This is a genomic window from Rothia sp. HMSC058E10 (assembly GCF_001809415.1).
In the GTDB taxonomy this organism is placed as follows: Bacteria; Actinomycetota; Actinomycetes; order Actinomycetales; family Micrococcaceae; genus Rothia; species Rothia dentocariosa.
On sequence record NZ_KV797619.1, the window covers coordinates 298,354 to 316,295 of the forward strand.

Sequence of the window (17,942 nt, forward strand, 5' to 3'; positions counted from 1 at the left end):
GCTTTCTGCTCGTGCTGCCTACCATCCAGACTGTACTGTCGGTACCGGAGTTTCACCGGTTCGGCCGTAAGCATCACAATAACTGATACGCACGGTTCGCGGACTGTCACCGCCGGTTCGGAATTTCACCGACCCCGGAGCACGATTACGGGTCAATTATGGCACACCACGCAAGATCGCCAAAAGCAGGTCTTGAGGAAGGCACCAGCGCTATCACAGTATGGGCTAAAGATATGTCAATTTCTTTACCCTTAATTTGTGATTTAGACATTATGTAATCTCAAATAGAATGTACTTTTCTCCTTGCCTGTTTATATTGAAAAATATAAACTTTTCCACCACATATGAGGTTTAACATACAATTTAATGATATTACTCTTGGGGTATCAGATATTTTAATACTTGACACTTAAAAAATACTCATACTTTCACAAAAACGCGCTACAAAGGGTTGAATACTTGAAATTTATAGGAAATTATCTTTAGAATACTCTTCGTTCACGCTTCCTTTGAGAAGCATGATCTGCAGTGCATTTTTAAGAATCGAAAAATATTCTTCGCATTTTTGAATCATGCACAACACATATCACTCTCACATACACAACTAAATAAAATTGCAGGTAAACATGAAACTTTTTAACCGGCAAAAGTCTGTTTCAAAGACCCTAGCAGCCATTGGCGCTATGGTGCTGGCTTTAGGGACTATAAGCCCGGCAGTAGCTCATGAAAATACTTCTGATGCTTCTGCTACAGCTCAAATTCCCGCTCACGAGGAAATGAATACTCCAATGGGTGCAGGTGAGCGAGCTCGCCTTGCAGAGTCGCAATCCTCAACTCTTGGCAAGATCTCCCCTAATGCCACTTCCATGTGGACTCCCACAGGTGGGACCCTCGGTATGGACGTTTCTTCATACCAAGGAAATGTAGACTGGAACCGTGCATATAATATGGGCTCCCGTTTTGCATACACAAAAGCAACAGAGGGTAACTATTACACTAACCCTTACTTTGCTCAACAATACAACGGTTCCGCACAGTCGGGCATGATTCGTGGTGCCTATCATTTTGCCAACCCACGCTCCACCTCTGGAGCTGAACAGGCACGCTATTTCGTCAGACATGGCGGTGGATGGAGTAACGACGGAATTACAATGCCCGGCCTACTCGATATTGAATACAACCCATATCCAAGTCTTGGCAACACCTGCTACAACATGAGCAGTGCCGATCTCACTCGGTGGATTCGTGATTTCATGGAGACCTACCGCAGCCTCACCGGTCGATATCCTATGATTTATACCGCTAATTACTGGTGGAGGCAATGCGTAGGTGCAACAGAGTTCGGTAATCATCTTTTGCATTTGGCAAATTACAATTACCACCCGGGTCCTATGCCAGCAGGATGGGGCAATTACGATATCTGGCAGTTCTCTTCTGAAGGTCCGTTCGTTGGAGATTCGAATTTCTTCCCGGGTACAGTTCACGATTTACGCGCTCTAGCAGTTAACGCGGGAGCTAAGAACCGTTCGTGGCATCCTCAACCTGCCCCCCGTGTAGAAACGGCTCCTAAGACCCGGTTCCGAGATGTTCCGCAGAGCTCGCCTTTCTATAAAGAAATTGAATGGTTAGCCAACAAGAAAATTACTACCGGCTGGCCGGATGGAAGCTTCCGACCGGACGCAGGTGTAGAACGCGCTGCAATGGCAGCTTATTTCTACCGTATGGCTGGCTCTCCCCCGGTTAATCTTCCAGCACGTTCACCTTTCCGCGATGTAACGCCTCAAGACCAGTTCTATCGCGAAATCGTCTGGATGCATCAGCAAGGTATCGCTACCGGTTGGGCTGATGGCACCTTCCGTCCGCACGATAGTGTCAACCGCGCTGCAATGGCAGCTTTCTTCTACCGTTTTGCGGGGAAACCAGCGGTGCCCGCAGGCCGTAATTTCTCAGATGTTGGAGCGAACAATCAATTTTATCGAGAAATTATGTGGCTCAAAGGTACTGGTATCGCTACCGGTTGGGCTGATGGTACTTTCCGTCCTTGGCAACCTGTTGAACGGGGTGCGATGGCAGCGTTTATCTACCGCTATAAGCACAAGTAAAATAGTCGCTCCTCATTAATAACAGGGAGGCTTCCCCACAAAACTGTGGAGAAGTCTCCCTGTATTATTCCCGCGGCACTTTCAGATATGACAGCTGCGTTAGGTACGCATACCTCACTGTTTTTCGTGGCTTCACAGCTGTAAACAGATGCGAAAAGGGCCTTCTCAGGTAATTCCCGAGAAGGCCCCAATGCAGTATTATGCAGAGTTACTCAACAGAACGGAACGCGACGACTGCGTTATGTCCACCAAAGCCGAAGGAATTCGAGATACCAACGATCTCTCCTTCAGGAAGCTCCCGTGCCTGTGTCACAACGTCAAGATCAATCTGCGGATCCTGGTTTTCCAGATTAATAGTAGCCGGAGCTTTGCGGTTGTAAATCGCCAATACGGTAAGCACTGCTTCAAGGGCTCCTGCACCACCCAACAGATGCCCCGTCATAGACTTGGTTGCAGAAACAGCAATATTCTTTGTATGCTCACCGAAAGTAGCATGCATAGCAGTTGCTTCTGGTAGATCCCCCGCAGGAGTTGAGGTTGCGTGTGCGTTAATATGCACAACTGTAGTAGGGTCAATATCCCCATCTTTGAGTGCTTCGCGCAGAGCTCGTGTGGCTCCTAGAGCATCAGGATCGGGAGCGGTTATATGGAAGGCATCAGCAGAGACACCGGTACCTGCTAGCTCGGCATAGACTCGCGCTCCACGGGCTCGGGCATGCTCCTCTGATTCAAGAATCATAGCCGCAGCGCCTTCGCCCATCACAAACCCGTCACGATCCACATCATAAGGGCGTGAGGCTTTTTCGGGGTCATCGTTACGCGACGATAGTGCCTGCATACGCGCAAAGGCCGCTAACGGAAGAGGATGAATTGCTGCTTCGGAACCGCCGACAACAACCACATCTGCTTTACCTGTGCGAATCATATCGACCCCCAGCTCCATAGCTTCCGTTGAAGAAGCACAGGCAGATACGACGGTTTGAGCAGCGGCGCGCGCTTTCAGGTTCATCGACACAGCGGCTGCGTTGCCGTTAGGCATTAACATAGGAACTGTCATGGGAAGAACCCTTCGAGGTCCTTTCTCACGCAATGTATCCCATGCATCAAGCAGGGTCCACACACCACCAATACCAGTACCAAATGCTACACCGGTGCGTAAGGGATCAACTTCTTCTGCGGATTCAGCGTCGGAACCCGAAAAACCAGCATCTTCCCAGGCTTCACGAGCAGCGATAAGTGCTAGCTGTCCTGAAGGATCTAAGCGCTTTGCTTCAACTTTGGTGAGTCGTTCTGACTCGTGAGCAGGCTCTGCGAGGCGCCCAGCGATGTAAACAGGCAGGCTGTATTCTTCTACCCAGGGCTCATCAATTTTAGTGATACCCGAGACGCCTGTAAGCGCATTTGCCCAGGTGGTGGGGACGTCGCCGCCAATAGGAGTGGTTGCGCCGAGACCGGTCACCAACACTTTTCGAGACATCTTCACACTTTCTTGGTTATATCGGTGGAGGGTGAAACTAGACAGATGGGCGCGGTTACTTGCCCGCGCCCATCGTCGGCAGCCTAATTTAGGCTGTTTTTGCGATAAAGTCTACTGCGTCACCAACAGTCTTGAGGTTCTTGACCTCTTCGTCTGGAATAGTAACTTCGAACTTTTCCTCAGCGTTCACTACGATAGTCATCATCGAGATAGAGTCAATATCGAGGTCTTCGGTGAAGGACTTATCCAGCTGAACATCTTCAACTTCAACACCGGTCTCTTCGTTTACAATCTCAGCAAGACCTGCGAGGATCTCTTCTTTGTTAGCCATGAAGGGCTCCTTTGTCATAGAAGTGGTAGCACGCTCCTGGTTAAGAGCATGTGCATAATCGAGTTTATCGTGTCTGTGTAAGTATCTCACACAATAACCCCGAGTTTTTCAAATTCGTACTGTAAATCTAGTGTTTGCAGGTACGAATTTGAGCTATCTCATAAAAGGTATATTCAGATACCTTAAGAGTGATCTCGATAACTTACGGAAGAACAACAACCTGTGCCGCATATGCAAGACCGGCCCCAAAACCAATCTGTAATGCAAATTTTCCAGAAAGTTCAGGCTGTTCCTGCAAAAGACGATGCGCTGCCAAAGGAACGGAGGCGGCAGACGTGTTACCAGCATCAGCAATATCTCGCGCAATAGCGACATTTTCAGGCAATTTCAGGGTTTTTGCCATCTGATCGATAATGCGAGCATTAGCCTGATGCGGAATTAATGCACCCAGCTCATCCGGAGTAATACCTGCCGATTCTAAAGCCTGCTGTGCAACTTTTGCCATTTCCCACACGGCCCAGCGGAAGACTGAAGGTCCATCTTGACGCAGGGTAGGCCAAATCTTTTCGTCTTCCTGCACGGGGTTAGCGACAAAATCACGGTTACGGATATCGAGGAGGGAATGGGTCATTCCAACAGTTCCCCAACGAGAGCCGTCTGACCCCCAAATAGTCGGGGCGATGCCGGGTTCGTCCGATACGCTGACAACAGCCGCACCCGCTCCATCTCCCAACAAGAATGAGATAGAACGTTCCGTATTATCTATAAAATCTGAGAGTTTTTCAACGCCTATCACGAGAACATTCTGCGCCATACCAGAACGAACCATAGCATCTGCCTGAGCTATACCATAGCAGAAGCCAGCGCAGGCCGCAGAAATATCGTAAGCAGGACACCGAGACCCAATGGCATCCGCAACCAGAACAGCTAGTGACGGAGTAGCATACGGATGGGAAATTGTTGAGATAATAACGGCATCAATCTGTTCACCCGTCACGTGTGAGTTGGCGAGCGCATCATGAGCTGCTGCGATTGCAAGGTCATTAACGGTTTGGTTTTCGCTAGCTCGATGTCGGGTTGAAATCCCGGTACGCTGCTTAATCCACTCATCAGACGAGTTGATAGCTTCAACGATATCGTTATTATGAACAATTACCTCACCACGGGAAGCCCCATAGCCTAAAATGCGGGAGTAACGATTGTTCTCATATTGTTTGAGGGTAGTCACGTGTTTACTGTTCCTTGAGCTGTTTCTTCGTGGGTCTGATCTGATACGCCTTAAACCTATGCACCAAATTTTTCGAGGTCTTCAGGAGCGTTAACGGCGATGAAAGGTACACCACGCATTGCGCGTTTTGCCAATCCGACGAGGGTTCCTGCAGGTGTTACCTCAATAATATCGGTGACTTCGTCTTGCAACATCTGAGCCATACACAGATCCCACCGCACAGGGTTTGTAACCTGCTTGACGAGAGAATCGAGAAATTCCTGTCCGGAAGCGACCACAGAGCCATCGCGATTACTCAAAATTTTGTGCTTTGGATCTTCAACCGTGATCGTGTCTGCAAATTTCTTGAGTGGTTCCACGGCCGGGGCCATAGCTTCTGTGTGAAAGGCGCCAGCAACTTTAAGCGGAATAACACGAGTACGAGCCGGTGGATTCTCAGTGAATTTTTCAAGAGCGTCAAGTGCGCCTGCTGCAACGATTTGTCCACCGCCATTGGAGTTGGCTGCAACTAGCTGCGCCGCTTTAATTGCTTCACGAACCTCTTCTTCATCGCCGCCCAGGACTGCTGCCATACCGGTTGGGGATGCAGTGGCGGCTTGGGCCATGCCGGTGGCACGAACGCGAATAAAACGCATAGCATCTTCATCGCTAAGAATTCCAGAAAGCGCAGCTGCTGTAATTTCTCCTACGGAGTGCCCTGCGAAAAGTAGATTCTCTGTTCCTAGATGAGCAAGCGTTAGACGCCCGGTGACAATACCTGCAGCAACAATCAAAGGCTGGGCAATAGCGGTGTCTTTAATAGCTTCTTCCTCGGCTTCGGTGCCGTAATGGATAAGGTCAAGCTCTGCTGCTTGTGAGAGACGCTCAAGGTGTTCACGAACTCCGACAATCTCAAGCCAAGGAGTGAGAAAGCCCTTTTTTTGAGATCCTTGACCGGGGCAGACAATAGCGTACATTCTTGACCTTTCAAATAGCTCATGATGCTCTCGCGTATAGTATTCTATCGCTTTATCATCGTACGGAGTAGCTCAAATGCCACATATTATTGATAAACGCTCCAGAGATATTCTACTCATCTTTTGTCTTAGCCGGTATATTCCATAAGCGCCCACCACAGGCTCCGCTGGATATTGGTCTTGATATCTTATGCCTTCTAAGCACCAGTTGCTTCTTGTAACGTCATCATTTTTCGCTTACCGCGCAGGGCAGGCACACGAAAAACTTCAATAGCCTTTTCCGCTTCCGTACACTCAAGCTCGCGGATGAGCACGAGTATAGGTATCTGCTAAACGTTTCATGGAGACATGGGTATAGATCTGTGTCGTTGAGAGCGATGCGTGCCCTAACAGCTCTTGAACGGTACGAATGTCTGCCCCTCCGTCAACAAGATGAGTTGCAGCAGAATGACGAAGGACATGTGCCCCTGAAACCTCGGTATCCTCAAGTGTACGTAGGATTCGGCTAATATCTTCACGAATTTGTCGAGGGTTTGCACGTTTGCCGCGTGGCCCTATAAACAGGGCAGTTACATCGCGTGAACCTTTGGCTATCCAATACGGGCGCCCTATTTTGACCCACTGTGAAAGAACTTTCATCGCGAGGGTTCCCAATGGTACAACACGTTCTTTATTACCTTTACCGATAACGCGAACCGTCTTATTAGCTCGGTCTATACTCGATAGATTCAAGCCTGTAAGTTCTGAGATACGCATACCCGATGAGTACAGAACCTCTAGAACAGCCCAAAGCCTCAGCATCCGGATATCCTGCGGATTTTCGCGGCATCGCAATGCTACGGTGTCCAAAACGGAGCTCATTTGTTCCTGACTCAGGACAGCAGGAAGATATCGGTCGCGCTTAGGCGTACTCATTCCCCGGGTAGGATTTTCTGTGATGAGTTCTTCCTCATGAGCCCAGCTGAAAAAAGTGCGCAGGGTCGAACCACGTCGAGCTACAGTTGTCTTGGCATTTTGTTTTAGGTGCATAGACCCCAGCCATTCACGGATAAGCTGCAGGTTTACATCTTCAACACGGCTAATTCCCCGTCGTCCGATAAAGCCGAAAAACCCGTAGAGATCAGATATGTACGATCGGATAGTCTCTTCGGAACGATACTTCTCGTACCTGAGATAACGTTCGAAATGCTCGACAATAGGTAAAAATACTTCTCCAGATAAGACGGGAGCAAGGTCTGGGGCGGGGTCCTGCTGGCTTGCTGACATGGGGAGGGTAGGGGCTAATGAACTTTCCGGTAGAACTGCATCGGGCATAGGTAAAGTCTTTGAAAGCTCTTTATTATCATCCCAAAATGCTGCTGTCATCTCGCCTTCCTCCTTTCTGTCCCTATCTCTTCTGCGAGGTTAGCAAGTCCATGTACTAAGCTATGATGCTGAGCGAGCTTCCTGCCGTATTTTACGCCACCCGAACCCATCGGTTTCTGCCAGACCTTGTTGCGCCAATTGGCTCAGTTCTACCATAGTACCGCGCAAAGGCAAGCCGATGTGGCCCGCAAGCTCCTCCGCCGATCGATAGGTCCGCGGGGACATCATGTCCCAAAGCCGTCCCTGCGCCTCCGACATGGTATCGAGAACTGTGCTTTGCTCGTGATCATGACTTTGCTTTTCTTCCTGCAGAGCATCGAACCCTTCACGAGCTTCCAGAATATCTTGTATCTCGCTCAGGATACGAGCATAGCCATCCCGAATAAGCCTGTGACAACCTACAGAGTTCGGAGAGTTAATATTCCCTGGAACAGCCCAAAGTTCCCGTCCGATTTCAAGTCCGTGCCGGGCGGTGTTGAGGGCGCCCGACCTCCAACGTGCTTCTACCACCACAATGTCGTGTGAAAGGGCTGCAATAAGACGGTTACGCTCTAGGAATCTCCACCGTGTGGGTGTATTTCCAATAGATACTTCGCTCAGAATAAGGCCTTCCTCCACAATACGGTGCAAAATCTCGCTGTTCTGCACGGGATAGAAATGATCCAGGCCTCCAGCCATGAGCGCAATCGTAGGAACCGCAGAACTTCCTGCGGCAAGCGCAGCACGATGGGCAGCCACATCAATGCCATAAGCCCCACCGGAGATAATAATGTGACTCTTCTGCGCTAATTCGTGTACTAAATATGATGTTGCATCAGCACCGTACACACTCGCATCGCGCGAACCAACGACCGCAACACATTTCTGAAAATACTCTGTTAGTATCCGTAATTTTGCGGGATCACCCTTGCCCCACAGACCATACGGAGTTTCATCCCCTAAATCTTGAAGGTGGTTAGGCCAAAAATCATCAACAGGGGTTACAAGCCATATGCCGCAAGATACCGCCATAGCGCATTCACGTCGAGGTTCAAATCGCTGACGTCCCTGCCATCTCCTACGCTTCTTTGCGATACCACGAGTAAAGTCCTCATAGCTCATGGAATGCTGACCGGGTGTATAACTGACCCCTGCGGCACGAAGTACATCGGCAATTTCTTCGCTGGGTTCTCCCCCATTCCACCACGTTTCCGTCATTCCTTCCGGATTAGTCACGCAATACAAAGTAAGCGGAGCCCCCAAAGTTTTTAGTCCCTCAACGATCAGAGGGTCCGCAGGATCAGCAAAGCGCATAATAAGGGCGGTACATAACCGAATATAGGCTCGCACCTGGCGTATCCGTTCTTCCGGTTCCAGGTTTTCCTCAAATAGCAGCTCGGCTTCTTCATCCTGCAACTCCGCATTTATTCGCCACTGAAACGGTGTCGAACTTTCAAAAGGTTCCGGGATGTACGCTTGGTCTAGGCTTTCAAGCTCTTTCCGGCGATACATCATTAGCTGTTGAAAATATGTATGGTTTTCTACGTCTAAAAGTACGTCTGGCATGATAGTTCTCTCTTCACTATGCTCGTTTATTCCATCAACGTGGATAATTTTTATAGCCCTTGATGCCCACCCTGCTGCCGCAGGAATAAAGCCACATCAAGATGTTCCTGTTGGGGTGAGGTCGTGCCGTCTAGGTCGCTCAGAGTCCATGCGGTGCGTAACACGCGATCGTATCCGCGCGCTGTTAAAGTGCCCCGGTCTACGGCTCGGTTAAGACCTTGTACCAAGGTTGAGTTCAGCCGAAGCGGTCCACGTAGAATTTTTCCATTCGTCTCAGCGTTAACCCGTAACCCAAAGGGAGATAATCTTTCCACCTGGGCAGCACGAGCTGTGATAATCCTTTCTCGAATACTGCGAGAACTTTCCCCGCGTTCTTGGCTGGCAAGCTCGGCGGAGGATACTTTAGGAACCATCAGATTAAGGTCTATACGGTCAAGAAGTGGTCCCGATAAACGACTGAAATATGAGCGTCGCTCACGAGGGGTACAGGTGCAATCAGCACCGGTACCTACGTTCATTCCACAAGGGCAAGGGTTGGCAGCAAGAACTAATTGAAACCGGGCCGGGTAAATTGCTGAGGCCGCAGCTCGATCAAGAACTATTTCTCCGCTTTCCAAAGGCTGGCGCAACGAATCGAGCACTGTACGTTTAAACTCTGGAGCTTCGTCCAGAAAAAGTACTCCGCGATGGGCTTTTGAAACGCAACCCGGTCGCGGTATTCCGCTGCCTCCTCCCAAAATAGCGGGTGCAGATGCGCTATGGTGCGGAGCTTCAAAAGGCGGTATACGCACTAGTTCGCTCAAAGATGCGTCCGATGAGCAGAGCGATTGAATCGCTGTTACCTCCATAGCTGCTTCATCATCAAGAAGAGGCAGAATAGTAGGAAGCCGCTCTGCCAGCATTGTTTTCCCAGATCCGGGAGGACCCTGCAACAAAATATGATGTCCCCCGGCGGCAGCAATTTCGAGGGCAAATCTTCCCTGTTGTTGCCCCGCAACATCAGACATATCAGCTAATACCGCAGTATGCGCAGAAGGATTCGGAGTCATCGGCTCAACCGGCGCTGGTGGATATTTCAGGTTCTCTGTGCTCGCTCCGAAAGCAGAAAATACTTCTGCCAAACACCGAAATCCGGCAACCTGAATTTCCGGGATTAACGATGCCTCTGCAACGTTGGCATGGGGCACCACTACGCGCGAGTGCCCCGCATCAGCGGCAGCTTTTACAGCTGGCAGTATGCCAGGAACAGACCGCAAAGAACCGTCGAGCCCTAGCTCCCCAAGAAAAACGCAATCGCCGCTAGGATGTAAATTTCGTTCAGCTTGCAGAGCCGCGATTACCATCGCAAGATCAAACCCAGAGCCACGCTTAGGCAGTGTTGCGGGTGTCAGATTAATGGTGAGTCTGTGCTGTGTTAACGAAATACCCGAGTTCTTAGCGGCAGAGCGAACACGCTCTTTAGATTCGTTAAGAGCTGTATCAGGAAGGCCCAAGAGCACAAACCCGGGAAGCCCCTGAGAGACATCCGCCTCAACATCAACGATATGGCCGTGAAGCCCAACCAAAGCTACAGAGTACGTACGTGCAAACCCCACTACGCCACCCCCATCAAGTGTTCGAAGGTGAACTTTTCAGGAGTTCCTGTCACTGCAATAGCATCAACACGAAAATGCCCAAAATCAAGGTTCTCGCGTAGACGACACCATAGTATAGCGAGTTCACGTGTGCGTTTAGCCTTATCACCATTGATAGCTTCAAAAGGATGCCCGTACTCTTCTGAGGATCGAGTTTTAACTTCGACAAAAGCCAGCTCGTCCTGGGGAGTAATAGCAATAAGATCTAGCTCTCCCCGCAACGGAATATCTAGCCCTGCGGGCGGACGCCAGTTACGTTCCAGAATCCGGTACCCATTAACACTAAGAATCTGGGCAACTAGGTCTTCGCCCCAGCGCCCCACCCGATGTGCCTTCGCAGGTCTACGAATCCAGCTTGGCTTTCCCAGTGTGCGGCTCGATGGCGTGCGCGACGTTATAGCGGTCATAGTGGCTCCTCATGAGAACACCAAAACTCATGCGAAGCTCACTAGCTCCCCAGATTCTTGGCGCATAGCAGATGTTCTTGCCTCTACTATGACCGCTGTATCCATAGTACGCGGGCTCTACTCTGAGATTTGTGGAAAACCTAAAGGAGTGGGACACTTTTCTTTGTTATCCACAGCGATTTATACGAAAAACTTCCCATTAACCCCAAAAAATTGAGTTTGAGAGCCGACTATAAACCGCTATATTAAGCTCAGTCTTTTGCCGCGCTACGGTCGCTTTTATCCTAAATCATCGGGGAGATCAGCAATTTCTGGCACCGTAAAGTCCTGATTTGGTAGCCGTTCTTCAACATTTACGTCACGAGTCGAAAAAGCTCGAACATTCTTGACGAACCGATTAGTACGAAAAACATCCCACACCCACACATCATTCATCACGACCTCAAAGTATATGGTTCCCTCGCGGATCTGAGGCGTTACATCGACCTTATTTGCGAGATAAAACCGGCGGTCCGTTTCAACAGCATAGCTAAATAGCGACATAACATCTTGGTACTCCCGGTACAATGCTAGTTGAGCATCGGTCTCATAGTTTTCCAGTTCTTCTGCACTCATTAACTTTCCCCGTCTTCTTCCGAAACTTTCAATACTTCGCTGCGACCGATACGTGTATTCGTCAGTTGCTCTTCTGTAGCCGGTAACGACCATGAAAGACGATGATAAATACTAGGTCCATACTCGCTAATAGCCTGACGATGCGCCACAGACCCATACCCCTTGTTCTTCGCCCAACCGTAGTGTGGGTTCTCTGCCGATACGGATTCCATAAAGGCATCACGATCGACTTTGGCAACCACCGAGGCGGCAGCTATAGAAGCACACTGATAATCACCCTTAATAATCGTGGTGACTGGACCACTCCAACCTTTTTCTACGGCCGAGTTAGCACCGTTCCATACGCGGTGAAGCAATTCCTCATACCGACGGTATACAGGGTCTATAGAATCGAGCAGGTTCGCAGGCTGAGGGCTGAGCCAATCATGTTTCCCATCCAAAAGTACGGCCTCAGGGTATAAACCTCGATGCGCAAGATCGGCGAGCGCTCGCTGCGCCGCCAGTCGCAGTGCGTAGGTCATTCCTAAAACGTCTATTTCGGCGGGTGTAGTGTGCCCAATAGCGTAGGAACACCATTTTTGGATGCGCGGTATGAGAGCTTCACGGCGTTTTGGGGTTAGAGCTTTTGAATCCGTGAGTCCTTCAAGTATCCGCTGATTTTGTTGGTCTAACACGGCAACACCTACGCTTACGGGGCCTGCTAATGCTCCACGTCCGACTTCGTCGAGACCAGCGATCAAGCGATACCCTGCGGTAAAAAGTTTTTGTTCATGCTCAAGATTCGCGCTATGCATGTGTAGTCTTATCTTTCCACGTGAAAATGCAAACGGACGAGGGGCTTGGTATCGCCTATATAAACATCGTGTATATGAGATATACAGTTTTATAGGTACGAGGTGGAATAGGATTTTCTTCCTATTCCACCTCGTGAATGGGCAATATGTTCGCGCTGGTCAATTACGGGTTAGGGACCGAGTCGAAGACCTTCTTTTCGTCATCCAACATTCCGAAGTGGTTCAGCGGCCAGGCGATGACGAAAACTGTTCCCGCTATGTCATCTCGTGGGATGAAGGCGTGCCCGTCGGCAATGTGAAACCGGGAATCGGCAGAGTTATCGCGGTGGTCGCCCATCATAAAGTACTTTCCTTCGGGTACCGTCACCTTAAAGGGAATGTCTGAGGGGTTTGACCCGGGATGTAGATAGGGTTCCGTGATCTCGACACCGTTAACCTTGATCTTTCCGCTGCCATCACTTTCTACCGTATCACCGGGCAGACCAATAACTCGTTTCACCAAGTAGTTTGAGGATGTGTCGGGCAGAATGCCAACAAAGGTAAGTCCATCGGAAATGGGGTTGGAGCTCTTCTGCCCTGAGGGAATCCAGCCCTGTGAGTCTTTAAAGACAACAACATCACCACGTTTGGGGTCATTGAAATACGATCCAGCAACGTTAATGAAGACCCGATCGTTAACCTGCAGAGTATTTTCCATAGACCCTGAGGGAATGTAAAAGCCGCGAATCAGGAATGTTTTAATAACGAAAGCAATAATCAGAGCATAAAGGATGATCGTGCCTGTTTCACGAACTTGAGTCCAAGCCCATTCGCTTACTCGACCCTCAGCTTGCGCCTGTTTGAGGGTCAAAGCCTGTTTCTCTTTTTTCCTTTGCTTCTTTTCTTCTTTAGCGCTGAGAGCTGGAGCGGGTTGTTCTGTCTCTGGTTCTTCCTCATCAGCTTCTATGTCTGCCGTATATTCTGCCTCATCATTACCATCATATTCGGAAAGATAATCGTCATATTCAGCCGAGGCTTCCTCAAAATCTACTGGTTCTTCCTCATATTCCGGATATTCCACATACTCTGAGGCATCATATTCTTCCGATTCATACACATTCTGCTCGTCTTCATAAGCATAATCCGTATACTCGCCCTCTGGATCGTCTTGCGACTCAATGTACGACTGTTCTTGTTCTTCATAGACCAGGCGCTCTTCAAGCTCCCGGCGCTCACGGCGGCTCCGCGGCTGATAGTTAGCTGGGACGGAGTTCTCATCGCGTGATGAACGTGACGAGCCGTACTGGTTAGCCATATCGAAGACCTTTCTAGGGGCGAATGGTTCTTAGCTATTGTATAGGTGTCTGCCCTTCAAATGCAGTTTATTTGGGGGTTTTACGCCTGTAGACATACACAGATGTCAAAAATGGAGACGAAAATCCACGGTTCCAATAATCTTATCGGTTCGGATTAGCCCTCCACCAGGTGCTCCTAGCAAAGACCTAGAGTCAACTGATACCGAGCGATGATCACCCATGACCCACATGCGTCCGTGCGGTACTACAACGTCAAATTTTGTGGTTGAAGGTGAGTCTTGTGGGTAGATATAAGGCTCGTCGAGAGGCTCTCCGTTGAGAGTTATCTTTCCTTGGTCGGTGCAGCAGGATACGGTATCGCCCTCAAGTGCAATCACTCGTTTAATGTAAACGGTTTCTGTAGGGGCTAAACCCAACCACTGACCTGTGTGTTTTACTGGGTCGTTCCAGAACCCATCCCCTGATTTATAAGGCGACAGTGAACCGGCACCATCGAAAACGACAATATCGCCTCGATGTATGTGGGAGCTACCAGACAGCTTCGAGACTAAAACACGATCCCCGGGCATATAGGTAGGTTCCATAGAGTTAGATGGAATGTAGTAAACATCCGCTATAAAGGTACGGATGCCCAGCATAATGCATAGTGCAAGAGCGCAAGCCACAAGAACAAGGCGCCATCCCCTAACGGAATGACGCCTCATCTGAGGTTCTGCCGAAGAATCGGCTAACTCCATATGTATAAGACCTTGATATGTCTTAGAACTCGCGCTTCTCGCGGATACGAGCTGCCTTACCGTGGCGATCACGCATATAGTACAGCTTGGCACGGCGAACATCGCCGCGGCTAACAAGCTCAATCTTCTCAATTACCGGGGAGTGCACCGGAAAAGTACGCTCAACACCAACACCGAAAGAAATCTTACGCACGGTGAAGGTTTCGCGAATACCAGCGCCCTGGCGTCCAACAACAAAACCTTTGAAAACCTGAACACGGCGGTTCTTACCCTCAACAATGTTCACATGAACGTTCAGAGTGTCACCGGGTGCAAATTCGGGAATATCGTCACGAAGGGACTTCTTGTCGAGGAAGTCAAGAGTTTGCATGTGTTGTTCTCCTGAGTCATCTGCCGCAGGTCAAATAGACTCGATTAAATCTATCGTCCAAGGTGGTGGATAGAAGTTCTAATAACTTAGAACATGATTGATGTTCTAAGGTTCGCACTGTTATGGTCGCTCTTCCCCCTACGGCAGGGGCGTGCCCAGCGCAAACACAGTTTTTTATTATGGCAGATGCCGTAGCCGGTGGGCAACTACGAGCTTCTATCGAAGCACGTTTTCAGAGCCTAAGAGGGCGTATCTCTTACGCCTCTTCAAGAGTCTGACGCTCTGCTTCCACGTCGCGAGCTATACGAGCTGCGGTAATCGCATCCGGCGCATCTGGAACAAAAATTGCGCGACGGTAGTATTTGAGTTCATCAATCGAGTCTTTGATATCTCCAAGAGCACGGTGGTTTCCGGTCTTAACTGGCGCATTATGACGAGCAGCCGGGTACCAGCGAGCGGCGAGTTCTTTGATCGTCGATACATCAATTACGCGGTAGTGCAAATGCTTCATAAGATCTGGCATATCGCGCTCCAAAAAGCGTTTATCCATGCCGACTGAATTTCCGCCCAACTGCGCTTTGCCCGCTACAGGAACATACTTCTTGACGTATTTAAGAACTGCTTCCTGCGCTTCATGCATAGATACGCCGTGTTCAAGGTCCTCTAGCAGCCCCGAAGACTCATGCATATTTCGCACATAGCTATTCATGTTCTCGAGAGCGCCAGCGGGTGCCTCAGAACCGGGTTTGATCACGAGCTCCACGCCTTCACCCAAAATATTGAGGTCAGAATCCGTCACAAGAACACCTATTTCAATCAGTGCATCCTGTGTAAGATCGAGCCCGGTCATTTCGCAGTCAATCCATACAATACGTTCACTTGAAATACTCACGCTTTAACTCTACAGATTTTCTACGTACTCTCCCAGCTACAGCAGTTCATAGCTTTCTTATTTTTCTGTATCTACCGCCCTAAAAAGTTTGATTGTGACCTATATGAGAATTAAACCTTCTCCACACGCGACCTAAAACACGTGCGAAGAACGGTAGTCTTGTGGGTTTCACACAGGAGACAATGAAGGTGCTCGGGTATTATGGAGAGCGTATTGGATGTAGAGCTAAAACCCCTAGTGAAGGGATTCCTAACGCATGAAAACGCGGTATATGCAGTGGCGGTCAAGATTTTTTACAAAGCCCACCGCAACGTCGCCGCGTCTGCAAAAGTACATTGACAGTAACCGTCTTCGCACGCTACTGCTGGGTGCCTTTGGATCTATTCTTATCACTCTCAGCTCATACGGCGTTGGTTGGATTGCAGATAGCTCAGGTTTTTGGCGCAACAATCTGATACGCACTATACGTTATGAAGTTTCGTGGGTAATCGTTTGTATTATCGCGCTTTCACTAGGTGCCATGATTATGTGCCGTGAGTGGCTGCGTATCTACCAGAAGATGGGTACCTGGAATAATTCTTCGCTCAGGTGGATGATCGCAATTGTTACCTGCTGGTCACTGCCCCAGGTTTTTGCTCTTACTATTTACAGCCGCGACATGTTTTCCTACTATGGGCAGGGCATGGTTATGGCTCACGGACTGAACCCCTATAAACAGGGGGTTTCTGAGATAGCGAACTTCATGCAAAATGGTGCGGACCCGCAATGGGCTGAGTCTCCTCCGCCCTACGGGCCTATCTCACTCAAAATCGAAGAATTCATCGCTCGCATCGTCGATGGAAATATCGATCTCGCCATTTTCTTGTTTCGTCTTGTCAGTGTCCTCGCCGTTATCGGCATTTTGTTCTTTGTCGTAAAACTCGCACAGCTTTACAAATATAATCAAACGCGAGCGCTCTGGCAGGTAGGCGCTAATCCCCTGTTCATAGCTTCTTTCATAGCGAGTGGTCACAACGATTCCTTGATGACCATGTTTATGCTTGCAGGTCTCTACTTTGCGAAGCGATACCCCAATGTCTATGGTGGCGTTCTTGGCGTTACGATGGTGACTTTCGGCGTCGGGGTGAAGCCTCTAGCACTTGTGGTGCTCCCCTTTGTTGGCTTGCTGTGGGCGGGTAATAACGCCAGCTGGGTACGCAAATTCACTATCTGGTTTATCTCAGGAATTATTCTTCTTGCCGAGCTCGCTATTTTAGGTTACATAAGCGACCTTGGTTTCGGTTGGGTCAGCGCGCTATCTACTACGGGCGGTCAGTACATTTGGTACACTCCCATCGGCTTGGTGATCGGTTTCATTGGGCTTTTCGCACACGGCGACTCTTTCGATACTGTTAAGAAAATTCTTGAGAATATTGGCAAACTTCTAGGCATCCTGAGCGCGTTAAGCTTCGCATTTGTCGGTCGATACCGTAATGTGGTGCGGTACGCAGGTCTCGCGATTCTCGCCATGCTCTTTTTCAGCCCTATGATTCAGTCATGGTACATTCTCTGGGCTGTTCCTATGATCGCCGCGACAGGTCTGCGCTCTCACTTCCAGCTGATGTGGTACTTCGTGACAACCCTGTTCTTTATGGCGTATGCGGTATGTGATCAGCTGTACATCTCACCATATCTGAACGATTTCAACCAGGGAATGGCGCGTCTTATCGCCATTTTGATCTGTCTGGCCTATATCGTCTATCTGATGGCGTTAGACCCGGCAACGCGACGTATGGTGTACTTGAGCTTCCACCCACATCAGGTAAAGCGAACTATCACACGGATGTGGTGGCAACTCTTCCCTCAGACACGTGAAAGGCTCCGTGCGCGGCGCACCCGTCAAATATTACAAAAACATTAAGCTCGGCGGATACTTGGGCGTAAACCCCTGTCATGGTGCGGAACCATGCTATGGCGATTCAGGATTTTTTCCATAAATTTGTGTCATTTTTCGAGTTCGTTTACCATAATGTGACTTTTCGGTGTACTCTATAAATGTATTTCACACCGATATCGAAGACAGTGAAATGCATGCCTCAGTAGCTCAGAGGATAGAGCAGGAGCCTTCTAATCTCTTGGTCGGGGGTTCGATTCCCTCCTGGGGTACCCGTACACACGAGCGCCGTTCCCTCATTCTGAGGGAACGGCGCTCGTG

16 protein-coding genes, 1 tRNA gene and 1 riboswitch are annotated in these 17,942 nt (G+C 49.4%); of the genes, 3 read left to right on the plus strand and 14 right to left on the minus strand.

Annotated features, from left to right (window positions below; all coding sequences use genetic code 11):
* Positions 1-7: 7 nt before the first annotated feature.
* Positions 8-147: riboswitch (FMN riboswitch) on the minus strand.
* A 479-nt stretch (positions 148-626) separates the two neighbouring features.
* The gene (locus HMPREF2609_RS04185; RefSeq protein ID WP_070535145.1) at positions 627-2,102 is read left to right on the plus strand and encodes a GH25 family lysozyme; all 1,476 of its coding nucleotides are present in this window, start codon (positions 627-629) and stop codon (positions 2,100-2,102) included.
* A 208-nt stretch (positions 2,103-2,310) separates the two neighbouring features.
* Here the strand turns inward: HMPREF2609_RS04185 and fabF are convergent, their stop codons facing one another.
* The 14 genes from fabF to orn all read right to left on the minus strand — a co-directional run bounded on the left by fabF (position 2,311) and on the right by orn (position 15,748).
* The gene (fabF, locus tag HMPREF2609_RS04190) at positions 2,311-3,579 is read right to left on the minus strand and encodes a beta-ketoacyl-ACP synthase II (RefSeq protein WP_070535147.1); all 1,269 of its coding nucleotides are present in this window, start codon (positions 3,577-3,579) and stop codon (positions 2,311-2,313) included.
* Positions 3,580-3,667: 88 nt separating this feature from the next.
* Positions 3,668-3,910 carry an acyl carrier protein gene (locus HMPREF2609_RS04195; protein WP_004004541.1) on the minus strand — a complete coding sequence of 81 codons (243 nt, stop codon included), beginning with the start codon at positions 3,908-3,910 and terminating at the stop codon, positions 3,668-3,670.
* 202 nt (positions 3,911-4,112) lie between these two features.
* Positions 4,113-5,138 carry a beta-ketoacyl-ACP synthase III gene (locus tag HMPREF2609_RS04200; RefSeq protein ID WP_004004540.1) on the minus strand — a complete coding sequence of 342 codons (1,026 nt, stop codon included), beginning with the start codon at positions 5,136-5,138 and terminating at the stop codon, positions 4,113-4,115.
* Positions 5,139-5,194: 56 nt separating this feature from the next.
* A complete protein-coding gene (locus tag HMPREF2609_RS04205; protein ID WP_070535149.1) occupies positions 5,195-6,094 on the minus strand; it encodes an ACP S-malonyltransferase in 900 nt (299 codons plus the stop codon).
* 294 nt (positions 6,095-6,388) lie between these two features.
* Positions 6,389-7,459: a tyrosine recombinase XerC gene (locus HMPREF2609_RS04210; protein WP_083296692.1), complete on the minus strand. Its 1,071-nt coding sequence runs from the start codon at positions 7,457-7,459 to the stop codon at positions 6,389-6,391.
* 60 nt (positions 7,460-7,519) lie between these two features.
* Entirely contained in the window at positions 7,520-8,854 is a 1,335-nt protein-coding gene (gene dprA, locus HMPREF2609_RS04215) for a DNA-processing protein DprA (protein ID WP_246825567.1), read from the minus strand.
* 200 nt (positions 8,855-9,054) lie between these two features.
* Entirely contained in the window at positions 9,055-10,599 is a 1,545-nt protein-coding gene (locus HMPREF2609_RS04220; protein WP_070535154.1) for a YifB family Mg chelatase-like AAA ATPase, read from the minus strand.
* The gene (locus tag HMPREF2609_RS04225) at positions 10,599-11,045 is read right to left on the minus strand and encodes a YraN family protein (RefSeq protein WP_238789094.1); all 447 of its coding nucleotides are present in this window, start codon (positions 11,043-11,045) and stop codon (positions 10,599-10,601) included. Before HMPREF2609_RS04225 ends, HMPREF2609_RS04220 begins: the two co-directional genes overlap by 1 nt.
* 279 nt (positions 11,046-11,324) lie before the next feature.
* Entirely contained in the window at positions 11,325-11,660 is a 336-nt protein-coding gene (locus tag HMPREF2609_RS04230; RefSeq protein WP_013398957.1) for a DUF2469 domain-containing protein, read from the minus strand.
* Entirely contained in the window at positions 11,660-12,454 is a 795-nt protein-coding gene (locus HMPREF2609_RS04235; RefSeq protein ID WP_070535156.1) for a ribonuclease HII, read from the minus strand. Before HMPREF2609_RS04235 ends, HMPREF2609_RS04230 begins: the two co-directional genes overlap by 1 nt.
* A gap of 163 nt (positions 12,455-12,617) precedes the next feature.
* Positions 12,618-13,748, minus strand: coding sequence for a signal peptidase I (gene lepB, locus HMPREF2609_RS04240; protein WP_070535158.1), 1,131 nt, complete (start codon positions 13,746-13,748; stop codon positions 12,618-12,620).
* Positions 13,749-13,853: 105 nt separating this feature from the next.
* A complete protein-coding gene (gene lepB / locus HMPREF2609_RS04245; RefSeq protein ID WP_070535160.1) occupies positions 13,854-14,486 on the minus strand; it encodes a signal peptidase I in 633 nt (210 codons plus the stop codon).
* A gap of 22 nt (positions 14,487-14,508) precedes the next feature.
* The gene (gene rplS, locus HMPREF2609_RS04250) at positions 14,509-14,856 is read right to left on the minus strand and encodes a 50S ribosomal protein L19 (RefSeq protein ID WP_004004530.1); all 348 of its coding nucleotides are present in this window, start codon (positions 14,854-14,856) and stop codon (positions 14,509-14,511) included.
* A gap of 256 nt (positions 14,857-15,112) precedes the next feature.
* Entirely contained in the window at positions 15,113-15,748 is a 636-nt protein-coding gene (gene orn, locus HMPREF2609_RS04255) for an oligoribonuclease (protein ID WP_004004529.1), read from the minus strand.
* A 256-nt stretch (positions 15,749-16,004) separates the two neighbouring features.
* On the opposite strand from orn, the gene mptB reads away from it, so the two are divergent.
* Positions 16,005-17,648 carry a polyprenol phosphomannose-dependent alpha 1,6 mannosyltransferase MptB gene (mptB, locus tag HMPREF2609_RS04260; RefSeq protein ID WP_037230863.1) on the plus strand — a complete coding sequence of 548 codons (1,644 nt, stop codon included), beginning with the start codon at positions 16,005-16,007 and terminating at the stop codon, positions 17,646-17,648.
* A gap of 172 nt (positions 17,649-17,820) precedes the next feature.
* Positions 17,821-17,893, plus strand: a tRNA-Arg gene (locus HMPREF2609_RS04265).
* Positions 17,894-17,942 lie beyond the last annotated feature (49 nt).

Bases quoted from the DNA above. Each gene is read 5' to 3' on its own strand.
- HMPREF2609_RS04185 (WP_070535145.1), top strand. From the start codon at position 627: ATGAAACTTTTTAACCGGCAAAAGTCTGTTTCAAAGACCCTAGCAGCC.
- HMPREF2609_RS04210 (WP_083296692.1), bottom strand. From the start codon at position 7,459: ATGACAGCAGCATTTTGGGATGATAATAAAGAGCTTTCAAAGACTTTA.
- mptB (WP_037230863.1), top strand. From the start codon at position 16,005: ATGAAAACGCGGTATATGCAGTGGCGGTCAAGATTTTTTACAAAGCCC.
- HMPREF2609_RS04195 (WP_004004541.1), bottom strand. From the start codon at position 3,910: ATGGCTAACAAAGAAGAGATCCTCGCAGGTCTTGCTGAGATTGTAAAC.
- HMPREF2609_RS04230 (WP_013398957.1), bottom strand. From the start codon at position 11,660: ATGAGTGCAGAAGAACTGGAAAACTATGAGACCGATGCTCAACTAGCA.
- lepB (WP_070535160.1), bottom strand. From the start codon at position 14,486: ATGGAGTTAGCCGATTCTTCGGCAGAACCTCAGATGAGGCGTCATTCC.
- HMPREF2609_RS04225 (WP_238789094.1), bottom strand. From the start codon at position 11,045: ATGACCGCTATAACGTCGCGCACGCCATCGAGCCGCACACTGGGAAAG.
- fabF (WP_070535147.1), bottom strand. From the start codon at position 3,579: ATGTCTCGAAAAGTGTTGGTGACCGGTCTCGGCGCAACCACTCCTATT.
- HMPREF2609_RS04235 (WP_070535156.1), bottom strand. From the start codon at position 12,454: ATGCATAGCGCGAATCTTGAGCATGAACAAAAACTTTTTACCGCAGGG.
- HMPREF2609_RS04205 (WP_070535149.1), bottom strand. From the start codon at position 6,094: ATGTACGCTATTGTCTGCCCCGGTCAAGGATCTCAAAAAAAGGGCTTT.
- rplS (WP_004004530.1), bottom strand. From the start codon at position 14,856: ATGCAAACTCTTGACTTCCTCGACAAGAAGTCCCTTCGTGACGATATT.
- lepB (WP_070535158.1), bottom strand. From the start codon at position 13,748: ATGGCTAACCAGTACGGCTCGTCACGTTCATCACGCGATGAGAACTCC.